Origin of the sequence: Bradyrhizobium sp. CCH5-F6, assembly GCF_001556045.1 — a bacterium.
Classification (GTDB): domain Bacteria; phylum Pseudomonadota; class Alphaproteobacteria; order Rhizobiales; family Xanthobacteraceae; genus Bradyrhizobium.
In genome coordinates, this window is sequence record NZ_LSIC01000043.1 from 17884 (window position 1) to 39898 (window position 22015).

The 22015-nt window shown below is 63.8% G+C and carries 21 protein-coding genes; 16 read left to right on the top strand and 5 right to left on the bottom strand.

Annotated elements, in window-relative coordinates:
- Positions 1 to 116 precede the first annotated feature (116 nt).
- From AX729_RS07150 to AX729_RS07195, 10 genes are all read left to right on the top strand, one after another.
- Complete coding sequence (locus AX729_RS07150; RefSeq protein WP_061021488.1) at positions 117 to 1307, top strand: ABC transporter substrate-binding protein; 1191 nt, start codon at positions 117 to 119, stop codon at positions 1305 to 1307.
- Positions 1308 to 1516: 209 nt separating this feature from the next.
- Positions 1517 to 2386, top strand: a complete 870-nt coding sequence (locus AX729_RS07155; RefSeq protein WP_061021489.1) for a branched-chain amino acid ABC transporter permease — start codon at positions 1517 to 1519, stop codon at positions 2384 to 2386.
- A gap of 8 nt (positions 2387 to 2394) precedes the next feature.
- Positions 2395 to 3423, top strand: a complete 1029-nt coding sequence (locus AX729_RS07160) for a branched-chain amino acid ABC transporter permease (protein WP_061021491.1) — start codon at positions 2395 to 2397, stop codon at positions 3421 to 3423.
- On the top strand, positions 3420 to 4175 hold the full coding sequence (locus AX729_RS07165; RefSeq protein ID WP_061021494.1) for an ABC transporter ATP-binding protein: 756 nt from the start codon (positions 3420 to 3422) through the stop codon (positions 4173 to 4175). Before AX729_RS07160 ends, AX729_RS07165 begins: the two co-directional genes overlap by 4 nt.
- A complete protein-coding gene (locus AX729_RS07170) occupies positions 4168 to 4884 on the top strand; it encodes an ABC transporter ATP-binding protein (protein ID WP_061021496.1) in 717 nt (238 codons plus the stop codon). The genes AX729_RS07165 and AX729_RS07170 overlap by 8 nt, the downstream gene beginning before the upstream one ends.
- Positions 4885 to 4903: 19 nt before the next feature.
- The gene (locus AX729_RS07175) at positions 4904 to 6022 is read left to right on the top strand and encodes a cobalamin-independent methionine synthase II family protein (RefSeq protein WP_061021498.1); all 1119 of its coding nucleotides are present in this window, start codon (positions 4904 to 4906) and stop codon (positions 6020 to 6022) included.
- A 432-nt stretch (positions 6023 to 6454) separates the two neighbouring features.
- A complete protein-coding gene (locus tag AX729_RS07180) occupies positions 6455 to 7810 on the top strand; it encodes a hypothetical protein (RefSeq protein WP_061021499.1) in 1356 nt (451 codons plus the stop codon).
- A 59-nt stretch (positions 7811 to 7869) separates the two neighbouring features.
- Entirely contained in the window at positions 7870 to 9066 is a 1197-nt protein-coding gene (gene metK, locus AX729_RS07185) for a methionine adenosyltransferase (RefSeq protein ID WP_061021501.1), read from the top strand.
- Between the two features lie 121 nt (positions 9067 to 9187).
- On the top strand, positions 9188 to 10609 hold the full coding sequence (ahcY, locus tag AX729_RS07190) for an adenosylhomocysteinase (protein ID WP_061021504.1): 1422 nt from the start codon (positions 9188 to 9190) through the stop codon (positions 10607 to 10609).
- A gap of 158 nt (positions 10610 to 10767) precedes the next feature.
- Entirely contained in the window at positions 10768 to 12228 is a 1461-nt protein-coding gene (locus AX729_RS07195) for a flavin-containing monooxygenase (RefSeq protein WP_061021506.1), read from the top strand.
- 255 nt (positions 12229 to 12483) lie between these two features.
- On the opposite strand, the gene AX729_RS07200 is transcribed toward AX729_RS07195, so the two are convergent.
- A complete protein-coding gene (locus AX729_RS07200; protein WP_197433549.1) occupies positions 12484 to 12720 on the bottom strand; it encodes a tautomerase family protein in 237 nt (78 codons plus the stop codon).
- Between the two features lie 16 nt (positions 12721 to 12736).
- Entirely contained in the window at positions 12737 to 13447 is a 711-nt protein-coding gene (locus AX729_RS07205; protein ID WP_061021510.1) for an SDR family NAD(P)-dependent oxidoreductase, read from the bottom strand.
- A gap of 223 nt (positions 13448 to 13670) precedes the next feature.
- Here AX729_RS07205 and AX729_RS07210 point away from each other — a divergent pair, with 223 nt between their 5' ends.
- The 3 genes from AX729_RS07210 (at position 13671) to AX729_RS07215 (ending at position 15961) form a co-directional block, all read left to right on the top strand.
- Complete coding sequence (locus AX729_RS07210; protein WP_061021512.1) at positions 13671 to 14594, top strand: LysR family transcriptional regulator; 924 nt, start codon at positions 13671 to 13673, stop codon at positions 14592 to 14594.
- A 146-nt stretch (positions 14595 to 14740) separates the two neighbouring features.
- Entirely contained in the window at positions 14741 to 14896 is a 156-nt protein-coding gene (locus AX729_RS40390; RefSeq protein ID WP_197433550.1) for a hypothetical protein, read from the top strand.
- Positions 14897 to 15031: 135 nt separating this feature from the next.
- Positions 15032 to 15961: an aspartyl/asparaginyl beta-hydroxylase domain-containing protein gene (locus AX729_RS07215; RefSeq protein WP_061021514.1), complete on the top strand. Its 930-nt coding sequence runs from the start codon at positions 15032 to 15034 to the stop codon at positions 15959 to 15961.
- A 103-nt stretch (positions 15962 to 16064) separates the two neighbouring features.
- Here AX729_RS07215 and AX729_RS07220 read toward each other — a convergent pair whose 3' ends face one another.
- The 3 genes from AX729_RS07220 to galE form a co-directional block, all read right to left on the bottom strand.
- Positions 16065 to 16766 carry a fumarylacetoacetate hydrolase family protein gene (locus AX729_RS07220; RefSeq protein WP_061021516.1) on the bottom strand — a complete coding sequence of 234 codons (702 nt, stop codon included), beginning with the start codon at positions 16764 to 16766 and terminating at the stop codon, positions 16065 to 16067.
- Between the two features lie 34 nt (positions 16767 to 16800).
- Entirely contained in the window at positions 16801 to 18603 is a 1803-nt protein-coding gene (locus AX729_RS07225) for an ABC transporter ATP-binding protein (protein ID WP_061021517.1), read from the bottom strand.
- 118 nt (positions 18604 to 18721) lie between these two features.
- Positions 18722 to 19735, bottom strand: a complete 1014-nt coding sequence (gene galE / locus AX729_RS07230; RefSeq protein WP_061021519.1) for a UDP-glucose 4-epimerase GalE — start codon at positions 19733 to 19735, stop codon at positions 18722 to 18724.
- 126 nt (positions 19736 to 19861) lie between these two features.
- On the opposite strand from galE, the gene AX729_RS07235 reads away from it, so the two are divergent.
- From AX729_RS07235 to AX729_RS07245, 3 genes are all read left to right on the top strand, one after another.
- Positions 19862 to 20899, top strand: coding sequence for a glycosyltransferase family 4 protein (locus tag AX729_RS07235; protein ID WP_061021521.1), 1038 nt, complete (start codon positions 19862 to 19864; stop codon positions 20897 to 20899).
- Between the two features lie 418 nt (positions 20900 to 21317).
- Positions 21318 to 21614 (top strand): type II toxin-antitoxin system HigB family toxin, encoded by a 297-nt coding sequence (locus tag AX729_RS07240; RefSeq protein ID WP_061021549.1) that lies wholly within the window; start codon positions 21318 to 21320, stop codon positions 21612 to 21614.
- Positions 21614 to 21997 carry a helix-turn-helix domain-containing protein gene (locus AX729_RS07245; RefSeq protein WP_349643753.1) on the top strand — a complete coding sequence of 128 codons (384 nt, stop codon included), beginning with the start codon at positions 21614 to 21616 and terminating at the stop codon, positions 21995 to 21997. The genes AX729_RS07240 and AX729_RS07245 overlap by 1 nt, the downstream gene beginning before the upstream one ends.
- The last annotated feature ends 18 nt before the right edge of the window (positions 21998 to 22015 follow it).

A 22015-nucleotide genomic window follows, 5' to 3' on the forward strand; every position in this document is an offset into this window, starting at 1 on the left:
CCATGTGGCGCCCGAGAGCACTCGCGCGCGGTCTGAGGTCAAGGGTCTAAAGTCAAGGAAGGGCCGGGCACTCGGTCCAGGGCACAAGAGTCAGGAATGAAGGGGAGGGACATCGGATGTTCGAACGCAAACAACTGTCGCATAAGGCGACTTGGGCCGCTGCCGTTGCAGCCATTGCAGGCCTCGCTGGTCTCGCGCCTGCGATGGCCCAGGACAGCGTCAAGATCGGTCTGATCCTGCCGATGACCGGCGGCCAGGCCTCGACCGGCAAGCAGATCGAGAACGCGATCAAGCTCTACATGCAGCAGAAGGGCGACACCGTCGCCGGCAAGAAAATCGAGATCATCCTCAAGGACGACGCTGCGATCCCCGACAAGACCAAGACAGCCGCACAGGAGCTGATCGTCAACGACAAGGTCAACTTCATCGCCGGCTTCGGCGTGACGCCGGCCGCACTGGCCGCCGCGCCGCTCGCCACGCAGGCCAAGATTCCGGAAATCGTGATGGCAGCGGGCACTTCCATCATCACCGAGCGCTCGCCCTATATCGTGCGCACCAGCTTCACGCTGGCGCAGTCCTCGACGATCATCGGCGACTGGGCCGTCAAGAACGGCATCAAGAAGGTCGCGACCCTGACTTCGGACTACGCGCCGGGCAATGACGCGCTCAACTTCTTCAAGCAGCATTTCACGGCCGGCGGCGGCGAGGTGGTCGAAGAAGTCAAGGTCCCCTTGCAAAATCCCGACTTCGCGCCGTTCCTCCAGCGCATGAAGGACGCCAAGCCTGATGCGATCTTCGTGTTCGTGCCGGCCGGCCAGGGCGGCAACTTCATGAAGCAATATGCCGAGCGCGGCCTCGACAAGGCCGGCATCAAGGTGATCGGGCCGGGCGACGTCACCGACGACGACCTGCTCAACAACATGGGCGATGCGGTGCTCGGCACCGTCACTGCGCATCTCTACTCCGCGGCACATCCCTCGCAGATGAACAAGGATTTCGTCGCGGCCTACAAGAAGGCCTTCGGCAACCGTCCGGGCTTCATGGCCGTGGGCGGCTATGACGGCATCCACCTGATCTACGAGGCGCTGAAGAAGACGGGTGGGGACACCAACGGCGACAAGCTGATCGAAGCCATGAAGGGCCAGAAGTGGGAGAGCCCGCGCGGCCCGATCTCGATCGATCCCGAGACCCGCGACATCGTGCAGAACATCTACATCCGCAAGGTCGAGAAGGTCGACGGCGAGCTCTATAACGTCGAGTTCGCAACCTTCGAAGCCGTCAAGGACCTCGGCAAGACGAAGAAGTGACGCGCTCTTCCAACCTCTCCCGCTTGCGGGAGAGGTCGGCGTGACCGGGCGATGCAAAGCATCGTCCCGCGCGCCGGGTGAGGGTTCTCTCAATGCGGGGATTGTCCCGTTGCGGAGATACCCTCTCCCGAACCCTCTCCCGCAAGCGGGAGAGGGAGCACAGCAGCCCGCTCCGCTAGACCAAATTGTCTGGACAACGACCCGCCCCGATGACCGCAATCCTCACCAACCTGTTCGACGGCGTCGCCTACGGCATGCTGCTGTTCGTGCTCGCCTGCGGGCTCGCGGTCACGCTCGGCCTGATGAACTTCGTCAATCTCGCCCACGGCGCCTTCGCCATGGCCGGCGGCTATGTCTGCATGGTGCTGGTCAACCGGATGGGCTGGCCGTTCTTCGCCGCGCTGCCGCTCGCTTTCGTCTCGTCGGCCGCGATCGGCATTCTGCTTGAGCGCACGCTGTATCGCCATCTCTATGCGCGCAGTCATCTCGACCAAGTTCTGTTCACGATCGGTCTGACCTTCATGTCGGTCGCCGCCGTGGACTACATCCAGGGCTCCTCGCGGGTGTTCATCAACCTGCCGGCCGCGCTCCAGGGTCAGTTCGACGTGTTCGGGGTCGGCATCGGCCGCTACAGGTTGATGATCATCGTGATCTGCGGCCTGCTCACCATTGCGCTTCAGATGGTGCTGGCCAAGACGCGTTTCGGCAGCCGCCTTCGCGCCGCGGTCGACGATCCGCGCGCCGCCAGCGGCCTCGGCATCAACGTGCCGCAGGTGTTCGCCTTCACCTTCGCATTCGGATGCGGGCTCGCCGGCCTCGGCGGCGCGCTCAGCGCCGAGATCCTCGGCCTCGACCCGTATTTCCCGCTGAAGTTCATGATCTACTTTCTGATCGTGGTCACCGTCGGCGGCTCGTCCTCGATCACCGGCCCGTTCCTGGCCTCGCTCCTGCTCGGCATCGGTGACGTCGCCGGCAAATATTACGTGCCGAAGATGGGCCCCTTCGTGATCTACACCATCATGATCGTGATCCTGATCTGGCGCCCGAACGGCCTGTTCGGCCGCACGGCCGCGCGTTGAGAACGCCGATGAGCGCTGCTTCCGAGGTCGGCTATCATGCTCAGCGCCAGGCGCGCTGGCACTACGGCGAAATCGCGTTCTGGCTCATCGTGCTGGCCTGCGGCTTCGCATTTCCCTCGCGCTACCTGATCATGACCGACATCCTGCGGCTGGCGCTGTTCGCGATGTCGCTCGATCTCATCCTCGGCTATGCCGGCATCGTCTCGCTGGGCCACGCGGCGTTCTTCGGCGTTGGCGCCTATGCGGCGGGACTGCTTGCCTTGCACGGCATCGTCACCGAGCCCGTGCTGGCGCTGATCGTCGCCGGCCTCGCCGCGATGGTGCTGGGCTTTGCCACCAGCTTCCTGGTGATCCGCGGCGTCGACCTGACGCGCCTGATGGTCACGCTCGGCATCGCGCTTCTGCTGGAAGCGCTCGCCGAGCGCTTTTCCAACATCACCGGCGGCACCGACGGCCTGCAGGGCATCGAGATGCAGCCCATCTTAGGCACGATTCCGTTCGACATGTTCGGCAAGGCCGGTTTCTTCTATTCGCTGGCTGTCCTGTTCCTGTTGTTCCTGTTCGCGCGCCGCGTCGTGCACTCGCCGTTCGGCCTGTCCCTGCGCGCGATCAAGAACAATCCGCTCCGGGCCGCCGCCATCGGCATTCCGGTCAACCGTCGGCTGATCGCGATCTACACGCTCGCGGCGTTCTATGCCGGCATTGCAGGCGCGCTGTTCACCCAGACTACCGCGATCGCCTCGCTCGACGTGTTCGCCTTCGAGCGATCGGCCGATCTGATGCTGGTGCTCGTCATCGGCGGCACCGGGTATCTCTATGGCGGGCTGATCGGCGCGGTCGTGTTCCGCCTGCTGCAGGAATTGTTCTCGACCATCACCCCGCAATATTGGCAGTTCTGGATCGGCCTCGTGCTGGTCGTGATCGTGCTGGTCGGCCGCGAGCGCCTGCACCGCTGGGTGCTCTATGTGCCGAATCTGGTGATCAAGCAGGTCGCCGGGCGCAAGGCCGTGGTCGCCGTGCCGGAGAGCGATGCATGACCATCGTGCTCGAAACGAAGAACCTCGAAAAGCAGTTCGGCGGCCTCCGCGTCACCCGCGATCTGTCGCTGAAGGTCGAGCAGGGCGCCCGCCACGCGCTGATCGGCCCGAACGGCGCCGGCAAGACCACCGTCATCAACCAGCTCACCGGGGTGCTCAAGCCGAACTCCGGCCGCATCCTGCTCGAAGGCCAGGACATCACCGACTTGCCCGTGCACAAGCGCGTGCTGCGCGGGCTGTCGCGCACCTTCCAGATCAACCAGCTCTATCCCGACCTGACCCCGCTCGAGACCATCGGCCTTGCCGTCTCCGAGCGCCTCGGCCATGGCGGCGACTGGTGGCGGCGCATGGGCACGCGCAATGACGTCAATGACGAGCTTGCCGATCTGCTGACGCGCTTCCACCTTCTCGACGTCATGAACGAGCAGACTGTGACGCTGCCTTACGGCAAGCAGCGCCTGCTCGAGATCGCTGTCGCCATCGCCGCCAAGCCGCGCGTGCTGCTGCTGGACGAGCCCGCCGCCGGCGTGCCCGAGAGCGAGCGCCACGACATTCTGGCGGTGGTCGGCGCGCTGCCGCGGGACGTCACCGTGCTCCTGATCGAGCACGACATGGACCTCGTGTTCTCCTTTGCCGACCGCATCTCGGTGCTGGTCTCGGGCGCGCTGCTCACCGAAGGGGCGCCCGAGCAGGTCGCGCGCGACCCGCAGGTGAAGGCGGTTTATCTCGGCGAGGAGCCGGTCAATGTCTGACTTGCTCGCAATCGAGTCACTTCGTGCCGGCTATGGCGAGGCTGTGGTCCTGCCCAACATGTCCTTGCGCCTCGCCGAAGGACAGGTGCTGGCGCTGCTCGGCCGTAACGGCACCGGCAAGACCACGCTGATCAATTCCATCGTGGGCGTCACCCGCCGCTTCGCAGGCAGTGTCACGCTCGCCGGCACCGACGTCACGATGCTGCGTCCCGACCAGCGGGCACGTGCCGGCATCGGCTGGGTGCCGCAGGAGCGCAACATCTTCCGCTCGCTGACGGTGGAAGAGAACATGACCGCGGTGGCGCAGCCCGGCCCCTGGACGGTCGAGAAGGTCTACGAGATGTTCCCGCGGCTGAAGGAGAGGCGAAGCAATTTCGGCAACCAGCTCTCCGGCGGCGAGCAGCAGATGCTGGCGATCGGCCGTGCGCTGACGCTGAACCCGAAAGTCCTGCTGCTGGACGAGCCGACCGAAGGCCTTGCCCCCATCATCGTCGAGGAGTTGCTGAAGGCGATCGGGACCATCACCCGGGCGGGCGGCATCTGCTCGATCATCGTCGAACAGAATGCCCAAAAGATTCTGGGGCTGGCCGACCGCGTTGTGATATTGGAGCGCGGAACGATCGTCCACGACGCCCCGAGCGCCGCGCTGAAGTCCGACCCATCGGTCCTCGAGCGCCACCTCGGCGTCGCAGGGGCGGCGGCCCACTAGAACATCTCGGGAGTAACACATGCAGCGAACCAAAGCCCCCTTCCGCGCCGACGAGGTCGGCAGCCTCCTGCGTCCGGCCAAGATCAAGGAAGCCCGTGCCAGGCTGGAGAAGGGCGAGATCTCCGCCGACGATCTGCGCAAGATCGAGGACATGGAGATCGAGAAGGTCGTGCACAAGCAGGCCTCGATCGGGCTGAAGCTGGCAACCGACGGCGAATTCCGCCGCTCCTGGTGGCATTTCGACTTCCTGGCCAAGCTCACCGGCTGCGAGCTGTTCCACCCCGACACCGGCATTCAGTTTGCGGGCGTGCAGACCCGTCACGACGCGGTGCGCGTGATCGGCAAGCTCGATTTCCCCGACGACCACCCGATGCTGGACCACTTCCGCTTCCTGAAGAAATGCGCCGATCAGGCCCACGTCACCGCCAAGATGACGATCCCGTCGCCCGCGGTGCTGCATTTCCGCGGCGGCCGCAAGTCGATCTCCAAGGACGTCTATCCCGATCTCGAAGCGTTCTATGAGGATCTCGGCAAGACCTATCGCAAGGCGGTGAAGGCCTTCTATGATGCCGGCTGCCGCTATCTCCAGTTCGACGACACCGTCTGGGCCTATCTCTGCTCGCAGGACGAATTGCAGAAGGCGCGCGAGCGCGGCGACAATCCCGACGGCCTCCAGCAGATCTATGCCCGCGTGATCAACTACGCGCTGGCCGAGAAGCCCGTCGACATGGTGGTGACGACGCATGTCTGCCGCGGCAATTTCCGCTCGACCTGGATCTCGTCGGGCGGCTACGAGCCGGTCGCCGAAACCATGCTCGCCGGCACCAATTACGACGGCTATTTCCTCGAATACGACAGCGACCGCGCCGGCGGCTTCGAGCCGCTGCGTTTCCTGCCCAAGGGCAACAAGATCGTCGTGGTCGGCGTCATCACCTCCAAGTTCGGCGAGCTCGAGAAGAAGGACGACATCAAGCGCCGCCTGGAAGAAGCCGCCAAGTTCGCTCCCCTGGAGCAGCTCGCACTCTCTCCGCAATGCGGGTTTGCCTCGACGGAAGAGGGCAACGTCCTCTCCGAGGAGGAGCAATGGGCCAAGCTCAGCCTGGCGGTGGAGATCGCCAAGGAAGTGTGGGGTAACTGAGCCCCACGTAGTTCGTCACGTGAGCGGTGGCGAAGCCTCTCCACACATTCACTGTCGTTCCCCGCGAAAGCGGGGAATCCAGTACGACCCGGCTTCCCCGCATCTCTCGCTGTCTCTGGAATACTGAATCGCCCGGTCAAGCCGGGCGATGACAGCTGAGGGTTGGGCGAGAGCTGCGAGCCGTCGCAAACCCCGCCCTCACTTTCCCGCCAAGCAAACCTCGACAAGCGGCGACGAGTTCGATCGCGGTACCTGCTTGTTCGTCGTGCCCAGCACGACCTCAGCCTACCCACGCCAGCATCTCCTGCAACTCCAGGCCCCCGCACGCGATAACGGCCGGCTCGCCAAGGTCGCCTCGATCCGCTATTCCCAGGGTGGGCAGAGTTTGCTAGGACGTGAATACCCAATCGGTCTGCCCACCGCTTCCCACTTATGAAAAACGACGAAATCCTCAGCCAGATCACCGACTTCTGCCGCAAGGCGGACATGGCGGAATCGACTTTCGGCCGGCGCGCGGTGAACGATGGGAAGCTGGTGCATCGCCTGCGCGAGGGAAAGCGCATCACCATCGACACCCTGGAGCGGATCCAGGCCTACATGGCCGCATCCATGGCCGGCGGCGTGCCACCGTCCCGGGGCCTCCAGGTGCCACCGGAAAAGCGCGACCCGCGCGGCAATTTCCGCTTCTTCGAGAACCGCCAGAAATATTTGCTGTTCGTCCACACCTGCAGCGAAAAGCGGGTGATCGCGGACCGGGTCGCGCTGGAGCTCGCCTCGATCCATCCGCGCCCGCCGGCGCTGCGCCTGTTCGACGCGGGCGTCGGCGACGGCACGGTGCTGGCGCGGGTGCTGCGCGCAACGCACCAGCGTTTTCCACACATGCCGTTCTATGTCGCCGGCAAGGAGCTCAGTCTCGAGGACCTGCGCCTGACGCTCGAGAAGGTGCCGGACCGCATTTTCGAGCATCCCGCGTCGGTGTTCGTCTTCACCAACATGTTCTACGCGGAGGCGCCCTGGCTCACGCCGGCATCGCCTGCGGCGGCGGCTGCGACCGTCTGGCACGAGGTGCCGCTGCGCGGTGCGTCATCGGGCGAGTTCGAGCAGCAGATCGCCGAGCTGAGGCCGTTCCTGGAACAGAACTGGCGCGCTGCGATCAGCCCACGCACGGCCATGCCGCTCTACGAGCGGCCTGTCGTCCTCGTGCTCTATCGCGAAGACCACAGGTTCTTGCTGGATTCGACCATTCCGCGGCCGGGCCAGACCGAGGCCAATTTCGACCTCGTCATCGCATCCCAGCCCTACCGGGCCCTGTCCTCGGTCAATTTCCGGGCCAAGCGGATCATCGCACCGCTGGCGCGGGCGCTTCGGCCCGGCGGCAGGCTGATCGGAATCCACTCCCACGGCCAGGATCCTGGCATGGAAATGATCCAGGCGATCTGGCCGGGAGAAAATCCTTTCTCGGTCAGCCGTCATGAGCTACTGCGTGCAGTTAAGTATGAACTTGGATCGGTGGGCCGCGACTTAAATTTTAATGCTTACGCGGATAACCGTTCGATCTTCAGGTATGATATGGAAGCGCTGCCCAACGAGGTCACGGGTACCATCGGGACCTCTACGGCCTTTGCAGCGTGGAATGCGGCGGTGTATGTCGCTCAGATTGAGGACGACCGGTTGACGGAAATGACTCAAAACGGCCGCACTCTGGATGCCGCCAGGGACGTGCTGCGAAAGTACAACGGGCTCTGGTTTCTCGACGAATCCTACGTCATCTCGCGTCGGCGTGATTGACATCATCCAAAGTAAACATCGCAAACGCCCGCCGGTAGCGGCGGAACAAGGGGTTACTGATGCGCGCGTCCTATCTCTTCACCAGCGAGTCCGTGTCCGAGGGCCATCCGGACAAGGTCTGTGACCGGATCTCCGATGAGATCGTCGACCTGTTCTATCGTGAAGGGCCGAAGGCGGGCATCGATCCCTGGCAGATCCGCGCGGCTTGCGAGACGCTCGCGACCACCAACAAGGTGGTGATCGCCGGCGAGACCCGCGGTCCGAAGTCGGTGACCAACGAGCAGATCGAAGGCGTCGTTCGCGACGCGATCAAGGACATCGGCTACGAGCAGGCAGGCTTCCACTGGAAGACCTGCGACATCGAGATCCTCCTGCATCCGCAGTCCGCCGACATCGCCCAGGGCGTCGATGCGCTGCAGCCGGGTGAGGTCAAGGAAGAGGGCGCGGGCGACCAGGGCATCATGTTCGGTTACGCCACCAACGAAACGCCCGATCTGATGCCGGCGCCGATCTTCTACGCCCACAAGATCCTGCGCCTGATTTCCGAAGCTCGTCACTCCGGCAAGGAGAAGGTGCTCGGTCCGGACTCCAAGAGCCAGGTCACCGTGCAGTACGAGAATGGCAAGCCGGTCGGCGTGCGCGAGATCGTGGTCTCGCACCAGCATCTGATCGAGGACATCTCCTCCAAGCAGATCCGCGACATCGTCGAGCCCTATGTGCGCGAGGCGCTGCCCAAGGACTGGATCACGCCGAAGACGATCTGGCACATCAACCCCACCGGCAAGTTCTTCATCGGCGGCCCCGATGGCGATTCCGGCCTGACCGGTCGCAAGATCATCGTCGACACCTATGGTGGCGCGGCCCCGCATGGCGGCGGCGCCTTCTCGGGAAAGGATCCGACCAAGGTCGACCGCTCGGCGGCCTATGCTGCGCGCTACGTCGCCAAGAACATCGTTGCCGCCGGTCTTGCCGACCGCTGCACGCTCCAGCTCGCCTACGCCATCGGCGTCGCGCGTCCGCTGTCGATCTACATCGACACCCACGGCACCGGTAAGGTGCCGGAGGAGCAGCTCGAGAAGGCGGCGGCGCAGGCGATGGATCTGACGCCCCGTGGCATCCGCACCCATCTCGACCTCAACCGCCCGATCTACGCGCGCACCTCGGCCTACGGCCATTTCGGTCGCACGCCCGACAATGAGGGCGGCTTCTCCTGGGAGAAGACCGATCTCGTCGAGCCGCTCAAGCGCGCGCTCTAGTTCTCTCGCGTTATTCCGGGGCGCCGCGATAGCGGCGCCCCGGAATCTCGAACCTCCGGATTCCGGGGTCGCTCGTTTCAGAAGCGCACCGGAACGACGGCCAAACAGACAGGAACCCCCAATGAACGCGAAGCCCGGCTTCAACGATTACATCGTCAAGGACATTTCGCTGGCCGATTTCGGCCGCAAGGAACTCTCGCTGGCCGAGACCGAGATGCCCGGCCTGATGGCCACCCGCGAGGAGTACGGCCCGAAGCAGCCGCTGAAGGGCGCGCGCATCGCCGGCTCGCTGCACATGACGATCCAGACCGGCGTGCTGATCGAGACGCTGGCAGCCCTCGGCGCCGACATTCGCTGGGTCTCCTGCAACATCTATTCGACGCAGGATCACGCTGCCGCCGCGATCGCGGCAGCCGGTATTCCCGTCTTTGCCGTCAAGGGCGAGACACTGACCGAGTACTGGGACTACACCGCGAAGCTGTTCGACTGGCACGGCGGCGGCCACCCGAACATGATCCTCGACGACGGTGGTGACGCCACCATGTATGTCCATCTCGGTCTGCGCGCCGAGAACGGCGACACCGCTTTCCTCGACAAGCCCGGCTCCGAGGAAGAAGAAGTCTTCTTCGCGCTGCTCAAGAAGCAGCTCAAGGAAAAGCCGAAGGGCTACTTCGCCGGAATTGCCAAGAGCATCAAGGGCGTTTCCGAAGAGACCACGACGGGCGTGCATCGTCTCTACGATATGCAGAAGGCAGGCACGCTGCTGTGGCCGGCGATCAACGTCAACGACAGCGTCACCAAGTCCAAGTTCGACAACCTCTATGGCTGCCGTGAATCGCTGGTCGATGGCATCCGCCGCGGCACCGACGTGATGCTGTCGGGCAAGGTCGCGATGGTCGCGGGCTTCGGCGACGTCGGCAAGGGCTCGGCTGCTTCGCTGCGCCAGGCCGGCTGCCGCGTCATGGTCTCCGAAGTCGATCCGATCTGCGCGCTCCAGGCGGCGATGGAAGGCTACGAGGTCGTGACCATGGAAGACGCCGCGCCCCGCGCCGACATCTTCGTGACCGCCACCGGCAACAAGGACATCATCACCATCGAGCACATGCGCGCGATGAAGGATCGCGCCATCGTCTGCAACATCGGTCACTTCGACAACGAGATCCAGATCGCGTCGCTGCGCAATCTGAAGTGGACCAACATCAAGCCGCAGGTCGACGAGATCGAGTTCCCCGACAAGCACCGCATCATCCTGCTGTCGGAAGGCCGCCTCGTGAACCTCGGCAACGCGATGGGCCACCCGTCCTTCGTGATGTCGGCGTCCTTCACCAACCAGACGCTGGCGCAGATCGAGCTGTTCGCCAACAACAAGGACGGCAAGTACGAGAAGAAGGTCTACGTGCTGCCCAAGTCGCTCGACGAGAAGGTCGCCCGCCTGCACCTCGCCAAGATCGGCGTCAAGCTCACCGAGCTGCGCAAGGACCAGGCCGAATACATCGGCGTCAAGCCGGAAGGCCCGTACAAGAGCGATCACTATCGCTACTGAGCCGTTGGTTCACAGGCCATCGACGCGAAGCCCCGGAGCGATCCGGGGCTTTGTTGTTTCGGCGCATGGAATTGTCTCGCTTTGCAGTTGCTGCACGGCTGATTGTCAATTGACGGCCGGCAGCGACGAGCGGACAATCCTCGGTGGCGGAGGAAACCATGCAACCAGAACATTTCGACGTGCTGATCGTCGGTGCCGGCCTGTCCGGCATCGGCGCGGGCTATCATCTTCAGACCAGGTGCCCAGGCAAGAGCTACGCCATCCTCGAGGGCCGAGACTGTATCGGCGGCACCTGGGACCTGTTCCGCTATCCCGGCATCCGCTCCGACAGCGACATGTTCACGCTCGGCTATTCCTTCAAGCCGTGGACCGATCCGAAGGCGATCGCCGACGGGCCGCAGATTCTGAGCTATGTGCGCGAAACAGCGAGCGAGAACGGCATCGACAGGCACATCCGTTTCCGTCACCGCGTCAAGCGCGCGTCGTGGTCGACGCCTGATGCTCGCTGGACCATCGAGGCCGAGCGCATGACGGGCGAGGGCGCGATCGAGGTGGTGCGCTTCACCTGCAATTTCCTGTTTCTGTGCTCGGGCTATTACAAGTACGAGGAAGGCTACACGCCGGAGTTCAAGGGCACGGCGGATTTCGCCGGCCGGATCGTGCATCCGCAAAAATGGACCGAGGACATCGACTACGCGGGCAAGCGCGTCGTCGTGATCGGCTCCGGCGCGACCGCGGTGACTCTGGTGCCGGAGCTCGCCAAGAAGGCCGCGCAGGTCACCATGCTCCAGCGTTCGCCGACCTACGTGGTGTCGCGGCCGGCGCAGGATCCCCTCGCCAACAAGCTGCGCCGGAACCTGCCGGCACGGCTCGCCTATCATCTGATCCGCTGGCGCAACGTGATGTGGGGGATGTTCTTCTTCCAGCTCAGCCGGCGCCGGCCCGCGAAGGTGAGGGACCTCATCCTCAACGGCGTCCGCATGGCGCTCGGCCCCGACTACGACGTCGCGACCCACTTCACGCCGCGCTACAACCCCTGGGACCAGCGGCTGTGCCTCGTGCCTGACGGCGATCTCTTCAAGGCGATCCGCGAGCAGCGCGCCAGCGTCGTCACCAGCGAGATCGACACGTTTACACGCGACGGCATCCGCCTGAAGGACGGCCGCGAGCTTGCCGCCGATATCATCGTCACTGCGACCGGGCTGGTGCTCCAGGTCGTCGGCGGTCTCGAGATCAGTGTCGACGGCCGCGTCGTCGATTTCGCCAATACGCTGACCTACAAGGGCATGATGTATGCCGACGTGCCGAACATGGCGTCGGCCTTCGGCTACACCAACGCGTCCTGGACGCTGAAATGCGATCTCACCTGCGAGTATGTCTGCCGGCTCATCAACTACATGGACCGGCACAATTTCCGCCAGTGCATGCCGCACAATGAGGACCCGGACGTCACTCTTCAGCCCTCGCTCGATTTCACCTCGGGTTACGTGCAGCGCTCGATTGCGAAGATGCCGAAACAAGGCTCGAAGCGGCCCTGGCGGCTGTATCAGAACTACGCGCTCGACATCGTTTCCCTGCGCTTCGGCCGGATTGACGACGGCGTGATGCAATATTCCTGATCGCGTCGCCGAGATAGCCGCGAGGTTCGCGGCGCCGGGACAGACGACGTCGGATGGGCGGAACCATTTTGCGGCGATCAAAGCCGTGTAGGAGAAGCGGGCAAGGCCAAGCCCGATCAACGATGCGGACAAACCCCCCAGGGCATACCGCTAGGTCGTGCAAGAGGCCGAGCCCGGCCGCGGTTGCGGACGGGTCTCGACGTGTCGCCTGTGTCTGCGTTGGTCATGTCGTCGTCCGGCGCGCAAGGGCGCGGATCATCCTGTCTTTGCGGCACGGCGGCGCCTGAACTCCTGCACCGGCAGGCCGCCCCAGCCCCAATTGTCTTTGTCCACTTCCTCGATCACCACGAAGGTGGAATCGAGCGGCTTGCCTAGCACGTCGAGCAGGAGCTGGCTCGAGCCCCCGATCAACGCGGCCTTCTCCTCCGCAGTGAGCGACGCCGTTCCCGGCGTCGTTCCCTCGCGGGTCACTTGAATGGTGACGATGGGCATGGTGCCTCTCCTACTCTCAATGACCGGCGCTCTGGCCGCCGTCGACATGCAGGATCTCGCCGGTGACGAAGGAGGCCCCCTCGAGATAGAGGACCGCATCGACGATGTCGGACATCTCCCCCATGTGACCGACCGGGTGCAACGCACTGAGCTGCGCATGTGTCGCGACCGGATGCATCGGCGACCTGATGATGCCGGGTGAGACCGCGTTCACGCGGATGCCGCGCTTGGCATATTCGATTGCGAGCGATTTGGTCGCAGCGTTCAGCCCGCCCTTGCTCAGCGAAGCCAGCACAGATGGCACGTTGGAGTTGGCCTGATCCGCCAGTGTGGTCGTGATCTGCACCACGTGACCGGAGCCTTGCTTCTCCATCTCGGCGATGGCGAGCTGCGTGATGTTGAAGAAGCCCGCGACGTTCGTTCCCATCACCGCCGCATAGTCCTCGGCCGTGTATTGCGTGAACGGCTTTGCGACGAAGATGCCGGCGTTGTTGACCAGCGTGTCGATTCGGCCGAAGCGGGCGATCGCCTGCGAAACCACGCGCTCCGCAGTGGAACGATCGGCGATGTCGCCGGGAACGGCGAGGACATCATCGTCGCCCAACGGCTTGATGGAGCGCGCCGTGGCAACGACGCGGTAGTTGCGATTGCGAAAGCCCTGGACCATGGCGGCGCCGATACCCTGCGATGCACCGGTGACAATGGCGACCTTCTGCTCGATACCCATGATAGGGCTCCTGTTGTTGGCTTTGAGAACCTGCGCCAGCAGCGGCTGGCTTGCGTGCTGAGTTACGCCGCAGCGGCCCGGTCGCGAATATCCGCCGTCCGGCAGACACTCTTTCGCCGCGCGAACGAATGCGGGCCGGTGCGGGCCGGCGCCCGGCGGTAGTTGTCGTGATCGCGGCGAACGCCTAGCCTGCGAGCAGCAGCTCAGGGGACGACGGACGGGAATGGATCGTCTGGATGCGATGAAAGTGTTCGTCCTGGCGGTGGACGAGGGCAGCTTGGCTGCCGCGGGACGCAAGCTCGGCCGCTCGCCGGCGGCGGTGAGCCGGGCCATCGCCTTTCTGGAAGAACGCGTCGGCGCCGAGCTGCTGCACCGGACCACGCGCTCGATCAAGCTGAGCGAGGAGGGCGAGCGCTATGCCGCGATCTGCCGCCGAGTGCTCGCCGAGCTCGAGGAAGCCGACGACATTGCGGCTGGACCGCGCACGGCGCCGCGCGGGCTGCTCACGATCACGGCTCCCGTGGTCTCGGGGGAGATGGTCTTGCGGCCGATCCTTGATGCGTTTCTCGATGCCTATCCCACAGTGTCGGCAAAGCTCCTGCTGTTCGATCGCGCGGTCAATCTGATCGAGGAGGGCGTCGATATCGCGCTACGCATCGGTCCCTTGGCCGATTCGGCGATGATCGCCATGCGGGTCGGCGAGATCAGCCGTGTCGTGGTGGCAGCGCCGCGCTATCTGAAGCAGCATCCGCGCATCGCTGAGCCGGGCGATCTCGCCAAGCACCAGATCGTCGCAATGGCACATCTGCCCAATTCCTGGACCTTCGCGCCGCAGGCGGGTTCATCGGTGTCGCGCTCGGTGCAGTTCACCCCGCGGCTCGTCGTCAACAGCACCTATGCGGCAGTGGCCTCGGCTGTCGCCGGACGCGGCGTGGCGCGGATGTATTCGTATCAGGTGGCCGAGCAGGTCGCGCGCGGCGAGCTCGAGATCGTGCTGGCCGGCGACGAGGACCCGGAGGTGCCCGCGCATTTGATCTGCCCACAGGGCCGGCTCTCGCTGCCAAAAGTGCGGGCCTTCACCGACTTCGCGGTGCCCCGGCTGAAGAAGCAGTTTGCGCTGCTGAAGAAGAGCATTAAGGCGCGCTGAGCCGCTTCGCGCCCGCGCAATGCGCTATTTTGCGTATACGGCGGCGGGGCTGAATCGGCGATGGTTCCGAAACGGTTAACGCCGATTTAACGGATGAGTCCTAGCCTGTCTCGGCCGGGGTTACTCGTAAGGCCGAGGTAAGCCCAATGGAAGCCCAGAGAATCGCAGTCGACGCCGTCGTCGCGCTGACCGATTGCGACCGCGATGCCGTCATCGCCTTCATCCGCCGTCTCTATCTCGCTGGCATCACCGACCCCAAGCGCCTGACCTTCAAGGGGCTCCAGGCTCTGTCGCGAGCCTGATTCGGTCGGTTTCGGTCCCGGCTCCCTGCAAGCGCTCTCCCCACCGTGATTGCAACCCTGCGGTGAATATCTTGTCGCCCGGATCGGGCGGGAGTAGATGACGTCCCCGGCTGGGTTCACTCGGGAACTGGGGAAATGCTGAAACAGCTTTTTGCGCCGCAACTCGTCATCCTTTATGTGCTGGCTGCCTCGACGATTTACGTTCACTTCCGCGGCAAGCAGCGGCTGCGCTTCGCGCGCCAGCTCGGCGATCACTCGACCTATCTCGCGCCCTACAACGTGCTGATGTATGCGGGCTCGGCTGTGCCGAACAGGCCGGTGATCCCGGTCGAGCAGTTTCCCGAGTTGAAGCCCCTCAGCGAGAATTGGGAGACCATCCGCGACGAGGCGGTGCGCCTGTTCGACGAAGGGTTCATTCGAGCCGCCGCCAAGAACAACGATTGGGGTTTCTACTCGTTCTTCAAGAGCGGCTGGAAGCGGTTTTACCTGAAGTGGTATGACGACTTCCTGCCCTCGGCGCGCACGCTGTGCCCCAAGACGGTGGAGCTGCTCAATTCCATCCCGAGCGTGCATGGCGCGATGTTCGCGGTGCTGCCGCCCGGTGGCAAGTTAGGGGCCCACCGCGATCCCTTCGCGGGCTCGCTGCGCTACCATCTCGGCTTGGTCACGCCGAACTCGAACAAGTGCCGGATCCTCGTCGACGGGGTCGAATGCGTCTGGCGCGACGGCGAAGCCTTCATGTTCGACGAGACCTTCATCCATAGCGCGGAGAATGCGACCGACGTCAACCGCATCATCCTGTTCTGCGACGTCGAGCGCCCGATGAAGTTCGGTTTCATGACCGCGATCAACCGCTGGGTCAGCCACCACATCGTCAAGGCGTCGGCGACCCAGAATGTCGACGGCGAGAACGTCGGGGTGCTCAACAAGGTGTTCGGCAAGCTCTACGAGATCCATCTCGCCAGCCGCAAGGTCAAGGAGTGGAACCGCAACGTCTACTACACGCTGAAATACTCGCTGACCGCGTTGATCCTCGGCCTCATCGTCTGGTCGGCGCTGCGGTGACCGTCACTTATCACTGGCTCCGAAGCAACGAGCAGGTCAATCAGCAGGACTGAATCAAAAACCCCGGAGCAAGCTCCGGGGTTTTTCTTTCGCGCGGCCCAAACTACTCCGGCTGGCCGATCGAGACCTTCAGCGTGCCGACGCCGTCGACGCCGCATTCCAGCTTGTCGCCGGGCTGGAGCTGCGACACGCCGGCGGGCGTGCCGGTCATGATGATGTCGCCGGCGGCGAGCTTCACCTGCTGCGAGAGCTGCCAGATGATCTCGGGCACGTTCCAGATCAGCTCGGTGAGGTCGCCCTTCTGGGCTTCCTTGCCGTTGACCGTGAGCCAGATCTTGCCCTTGGCCGGATGGCCGATCTTCGAGGCCGGCTGAATTGCGGAGCAGGGCGCCGAATAGTCGAACGACTTGCCGATCTCCCAGGGACGCTCCTTCTTGCGCGAGGCGATCTGGAGATCGCGGCGGGTCAGGTCGATGCCGACGGCGTAGCCGTAAACGTGTTCCAGCGCCTTGTCGGCGGGGATGTTGAGGCCGCCGCTCTTCATCGCGACGATCAGCTCGACCTCGTGATGCAGGTCCTTGGTCAGCGGCGGATAGGGAATGGTGGCGCCGTCGGGCACCAGCATGTCGGCGTGCTTGGCGAAGAAGAACGGCGGGGCACGCTCGTCATTGCCCATCTCGCGGATGTGCTCGAGATAATTGCGGCCGACGCACCAGATGCGGCGCACCGGATAGCGGCCGCTTTCCCCGACGACGGGAAGCGAGGCCTGGGGCGGAAGCGGGATGACGTAGGAGGCGGCGTTCATGCAGGGTCTCGCTGCTCTTGAGGTGGAACGAACTCTATGCGGTCGCACTGATCGGCGCCAGAGCGCCGGACCCGTGGTGTTGCAGACGGAAGAAAGAGGCGTAGCGGCCGGAGCGGCGCAGCAGATCGTCATGCCGCCCCTGCTCGACGATCTCGCCGCCCTCGACGACCAGAATGGCGTCGGCGTGCATGATGGTGTGCAGGCGGTGCGCGATCACGATGGTGGTGCGGTTCTGGCAGAGATGCTCGATCGCCTCCTGCACTTGCCGCTCGGACTCCGAATCGAGTGCGGCGGTGGCTTCGTCGAGGAGGATGATCGGCGCATTCTTGATCAGCGCGCGCGCCACCGCAATGCGCTGGCGCTGACCGCCGGAGAGCTGCGTGCCGTGCTCGCCGACCGGCGTGTCGTAGCCGAGCGGGAAGCTCATGATGAAATCATGCGCGCAGGCGGCCTTGGCGGCGTCGACGATCTCGTCCTCGCTCGCGCCCGGCCGGCCGAAGGCGATGTTGTTGCGGATGGTGTCGCGGAACAGATAGACGTCCTGGCCGACATAGGCGGTTTGCGCGCGCAGCGATTTGCGCGAGACCGACGAGATCGACTGGCCGTCGATCACGATGTCGCCTTGCGTCACCTCGTAGAAGCGCAAGAGCAGCGCCAGCACTGTCGACTTGCCGCCGCCGGAGGGGCCGACCAGCGCGGTGACCTTGCCGGGCTCGGCCGTGAAGCTCATGCGGTTGAGCACGGTCTCGCCGTTGCGATAGGAGAAGCTGACGTCGCGCAGCTCGATGCGGGCATCCGACAGCTTCAGCGACGGCTTGTCGTCGTCGGACTTTTCGCTCGCCGGGCTGTCGACGACTTCGAGCAGCATGCGTGCACCGACCAGCTGGCTGTTGAGGTCGATGTTGAGCCGCGCCAGCCGCTTGGCCGGCTCGGTCGCCATCAGGAACGCGGTCATGAAGGAGAAGAACGCGCCGGGCGTGGCGTTGAGCGCCACGACGGCATAGCCGCCGTACATCAGGCAGCCGGCGACCGCGAAGCCGCCGAGCATTTCCATCAGCGGGTTGGAGCGGTTGGCGACGCGGGCCATCTTGTTGGCGTTGCGCTCGACGACCGCGATGTTCTCGTCGATGCGCTTCTGCATGGTCTCTTCGAGCGTGAACGCCTTCACGGTGCGGATGCCCTGCAGCGATTCCTGCATCGTCTCCATGATGTCGGCGGTGCCGGTGAACTGGTTGTAGGCGAGGCCCTTGATACGCTTCACCAGCTTGCGCAGCACCAGCATCGCCGGTGGCACCGCGACGAGGCCGATGAACGACATCAGCGGATCCTGCCACACCATCACGCCGATCATGGCGAGCAGCATCAAGAGGTCGCGCCCGACGGCGTTGACCAGCATGTTGAGGACGTCGGTGATCGATTTCGCGCCGGCGGTCAGGCGCGCAAGGAATTCGGAGGAATGCCGCTCGGAGAAGAAGCCGACGCTCTCGCGCATCAGCTTGGCGAACAGCTGGCGCTGGTTGGTGGCGAGGATCGCGTTCGAGATCTTGGTCAGGATCACCATGTGGCCGTAGGTCGCCACGCCCTTGATGAACAGCAACACGACCGTGATGCCCGAGAACATCGCGATGCCCGGGATGTTCTTGTCGACATAGGCCTGGTTGATGACCTGGCCGAGCACATAGGTCGCGCCTGCGGTCGCGCCTGCGGCGAGCGCCATCAGCGCGAAGGCGACGAGATAGCGTCGCCAGTAGACGATGCCCTGTTCCGTGACCAAGCGGCGAATCAGGACCGCTGCCGCGTAGGGATCGTCGGTGATTTTCTTTGGAAACTGGGCCATCCGGTGTCCATTGACGGCGCGGGACAAAGCCTGCCCGCGCGTCAGGGATCGATGGGCCTCTGTGCCCGCTCAAGCCGAGTTTTTCAAGCCCAATTAAGGGCTTGCGCTTGGGATGATTCTAGGCCGAAGCGGCGTGGCGGAGGTCGCCGTGGCGCTCGCGGAACAGCTTGTCCTCCCAGGCCAGCGCGTGCGCCGCGATGGTCTCGAGGTCGTCATATTGCGGCCGCCAGTCGAGCAGGCCGCGGATACGGCTGGTGTCGGCGACCATGGTCATGATGTCGCCGGGCCGGCGCGGGGCGTATTGCACGGCGAAGCTGCGGCCCGAGACCCGGCGCACCGCGTCGATGGTCTCCAGCACCGAGTAGCCGCGGCCATAGCCGCAGTTCAGCGTGGTCGAGGCGCCGCCGTTGCGCAGGTAAGCGAGCGCCGAACGATGCGCCTGCGAGAGGTCGGTGACATGGATGAAGTCGCGAATGCAGCTGCCGTCGGGGGTCGGATAGTCGGTGCCGAACACGTCGATCTTGGCGCGCTGGCCGGTGGCGGCTTCCACCGCGATCTTGAGAAGATGCGTGGCGCCGACGGTGGCGAGCCCGATGCGCGCCTGCGGATCGGCGCCGGCGACGTTGAAGTAGCGCAACGTGACGTATTGCATGCCGTAGGCGGCGGCGACGTCATGCAGCATGATCTCGGTCATCAGCTTCGACGAGCCGTAGGGCGACAGAGGCCGCGTCGGCGCGTGCTCGGGCACCGGCACCTGGTCCGGATTGCCGTAGACGGCGGCGGTCGAGGAGAAGATGAAGCGGCTGATGCCGCGCTTCACGGCGACATTGAGCAGATTCCGCGCGGTCGTGAAATTGTTGCGGTAGTAGCCGAGCGGATCGCGCATCGAATCCGGCACGACGACCGAGCCCGCGAAATGGATGATGCTCTCGATGTCGTGCTGGGCGATCACGCCTTCGAGCAGATTTTCATCGCCCGCATCGCCGATGAACAGCGGCACGCCTTCGGGCAGGTAAGTGGAGAAACCGGTGGAGAGATCGTCGATCACGACCACGTCCTCGCCGGCTTCCGCCAGCGCCAGGACCGTGTGACTTCCAATGTAGCCGGCGCCGCCGGTGACTAGCACAGTCATGATCTCACCCGTCTTCGATCAACGCGCAAAACTAGCGTTTGCGTGGTGAAGAGGGGGTATCGGCGCGGCTGAACTGGTCACTATGCTTAATGTTGCGTATAGGGGCTTTGCGAAACGGAGCATGACGTGGCGAATTCCCCTGATGATCTCGACGTGATCGTGCCAAATCTGCACAGGCGCTATTCCGGGGTCACCGCGACCAACCGGATGGTGGCGCCGCGACTGGCGAAACTGTACCGCGCCGCCTGGTTCGGCTCGGATGCGCCGGAGGGGATCGCGCGGCTAGGAGTTGCCGATTTTCTGAGATTGTGGCGTCGCAAGCGGCCCGTGATCTGGCATGCGCGCCGCAACAACGAGATGATCGCCGGCGTCGTGTTGCGCGCGCTCGGCTGGCCACTGAAACTCGTGTTCACCTCGGCGGCGCAGCGGCATCACAGCTGGATCACGCGCTGGCTGATCCGGCGCATGGACGCGATCATCGCGACATCAGATATCTCGGCCTCGTTCCTGAAGGTGAAGGCGACGGTGATCCCGCACGGCGTCGACACCGACGTCTACGCGCCGCCGACGGATCGCGCTGCGGCGTTCGCGGAAAGCGGGCTGCCGGGCCGCTACGCCATCGGCTGCTTCGGCCGCGTGCGGGCGCAGAAGGGCACCGATGTGTTCGTCGATGCGATGTGCCGCCTCTTGCCGCGCCATCCCGATTTCACCGCCGTCATCGTCGGTCAGGTCACGCCAGAACAGACTGCCTTTGCCAATGACCTGAAGAAGCGCATCGAAGCTGCCAACCTGCGATCGCGCATCGTCATCACCGGCGAGCTGCCGATCGAAGCGGTGCAGCGCTGGTATCAGCGACTGACGATCTACGCCTTCACTTCGCGCAACGAAGGCTTCGGCCTGACCCTGATCGAGGCGATGGCGGCCGGCAGCGCGCTGGTCGCCGCACGTGCCGGCGCGGCCGAGCTCGTGGTGGAGGATGGCGTCACCGGCGTGCTGATCCCGGCGGGGGATGCCGACGCGCTCGCCGCGGCGCTGGAGCCGCTGATGCGCGACGTCGCCGCTGCGACGATGATGGGCGAGCGGGGGCGGGCGAGGGTGCTGGCGGAGTTCAGCCTCGATGCGGAAGCAGCGCGGATAGGGGAGGTCTATCGGCCGCTGCTCTGATGCGGTTTTCGCCGGTCGCAAACAAAAACCGCGAAAACAACCCCATGCACAGTAGCCGGGGACAGCAGAATCAATGGCTTGGCCGCGGGGCGATCAAATGCTGATTTTGCGAAATCGTTTTGACTCGTCGGGCAAAACAGCTGTAGACAGGCAATCTCCAAAAACCATCGATGACATCCTGGACCTCTTCGCCACTGCGGGCCTGCAAGTCCGCGGGCTGCGGCTAGGGACGGCTCACAACCTGATCAAGTCGGGCGGCCGCGATTTTTCTGACGATCTGACAGGCAGCTCACCTCGAACTCATCACCCGCCAAAGACGGGCGCGTTACGACAGCTTCCATAGCGCAACGCCCCAAAAAAGAGCGCGTTCCCAATCTGGGAATTTTGATTGATCCCGTAATGGGAACATGTTATGGCAATGAATGTAATAGCAAGACGGGCACTCAAGGCCTTTTGGGAGCGATATCCCCAAGCCGAGATCCCGTTGGGAACCTGGTATGAAATCGTTTCCAAGGGGGACTGGAGCGGCCCGGTCGACCTGAAGAAGGCATTCGGAAACAACGTGGATTTTGTTGGAGACAACAGAGCCATCTTCGATATCGGCGGCAACAAGTATCGCCTCGTGGTCCATTTCTCCTACAGGTTCAAGACAGCGCTCATAAAGTTCGTTGGCACGCACGAAGAGTATGACGGAATAGACGCGGAGACTGTGTGATGATGGACGTCAAGCCTCTCCACAACGAACAGGATTATGATTGGGCAATCCGCGAAGTGTCTCGCTACTTCGAGGTCGAGCCGACGCCCGGTACGCCTGACGCTGATCGCTTCGAAGTCTTGTCTTCGCTCATCAAGGAGTACGAAGATAATCACTTCGCAATCCGTCACGGCGATCCAATCGACGTGCTCCATTTCGCAATTGAGTCCATGGGGCGCTCGCAGGCGGAATTGGCGGCGTTGATTGGACGTAATCGTGCGTCCGAAATCCTGAATCGCGTCCGGCCACTGACTTTGGATATGATCCGGACCATTAGCAAGGAATGGAATATTCCAATTGATGCTCTGACGGCGAAATATGATCTGGGACGTGCGTATGGGTGAATCGCATTTGAGGGCGCA

Coding starts and splice junctions, on each gene's coding strand:
- AX729_RS07150 (WP_061021488.1), top strand. CDS start 117: ATGTTCGAACGCAAACAACTGTCGCATAAGGCGACTTGGGCCGCTGCC.
- AX729_RS07155 (WP_061021489.1), top strand. CDS start 1,517: ATGACCGCAATCCTCACCAACCTGTTCGACGGCGTCGCCTACGGCATG.
- AX729_RS07160 (WP_061021491.1), top strand. CDS start 2,395: ATGAGCGCTGCTTCCGAGGTCGGCTATCATGCTCAGCGCCAGGCGCGC.
- AX729_RS07165 (WP_061021494.1), top strand. CDS start 3,420: ATGACCATCGTGCTCGAAACGAAGAACCTCGAAAAGCAGTTCGGCGGC.
- AX729_RS07170 (WP_061021496.1), top strand. CDS start 4,168: ATGTCTGACTTGCTCGCAATCGAGTCACTTCGTGCCGGCTATGGCGAG.
- AX729_RS07175 (WP_061021498.1), top strand. CDS start 4,904: ATGCAGCGAACCAAAGCCCCCTTCCGCGCCGACGAGGTCGGCAGCCTC.
- AX729_RS07180 (WP_061021499.1), top strand. CDS start 6,455: ATGAAAAACGACGAAATCCTCAGCCAGATCACCGACTTCTGCCGCAAG.
- metK (WP_061021501.1), top strand. CDS start 7,870: ATGCGCGCGTCCTATCTCTTCACCAGCGAGTCCGTGTCCGAGGGCCAT.
- ahcY (WP_061021504.1), top strand. CDS start 9,188: ATGAACGCGAAGCCCGGCTTCAACGATTACATCGTCAAGGACATTTCG.
- AX729_RS07195 (WP_061021506.1), top strand. CDS start 10,768: ATGCAACCAGAACATTTCGACGTGCTGATCGTCGGTGCCGGCCTGTCC.
- AX729_RS07200 (WP_197433549.1), bottom strand. CDS start 12,720: ATGCCCATCGTCACCATTCAAGTGACCCGCGAGGGAACGACGCCGGGA.
- AX729_RS07205 (WP_061021510.1), bottom strand. CDS start 13,447: ATGGGTATCGAGCAGAAGGTCGCCATTGTCACCGGTGCATCGCAGGGT.
- AX729_RS07210 (WP_061021512.1), top strand. CDS start 13,671: ATGGATCGTCTGGATGCGATGAAAGTGTTCGTCCTGGCGGTGGACGAG.
- AX729_RS40390 (WP_197433550.1), top strand. CDS start 14,741: ATGGAAGCCCAGAGAATCGCAGTCGACGCCGTCGTCGCGCTGACCGAT.
- AX729_RS07215 (WP_061021514.1), top strand. CDS start 15,032: ATGCTGAAACAGCTTTTTGCGCCGCAACTCGTCATCCTTTATGTGCTG.
- AX729_RS07220 (WP_061021516.1), bottom strand. CDS start 16,766: ATGAACGCCGCCTCCTACGTCATCCCGCTTCCGCCCCAGGCCTCGCTT.
- AX729_RS07225 (WP_061021517.1), bottom strand. CDS start 18,603: ATGGCCCAGTTTCCAAAGAAAATCACCGACGATCCCTACGCGGCAGCG.
- galE (WP_061021519.1), bottom strand. CDS start 19,735: ATGACTGTGCTAGTCACCGGCGGCGCCGGCTACATTGGAAGTCACACG.
- AX729_RS07240 (WP_061021549.1), top strand. CDS start 21,318: ATGAATGTAATAGCAAGACGGGCACTCAAGGCCTTTTGGGAGCGATAT.
- AX729_RS07245 (WP_349643753.1), top strand. CDS start 21,614: ATGATGGACGTCAAGCCTCTCCACAACGAACAGGATTATGATTGGGCA.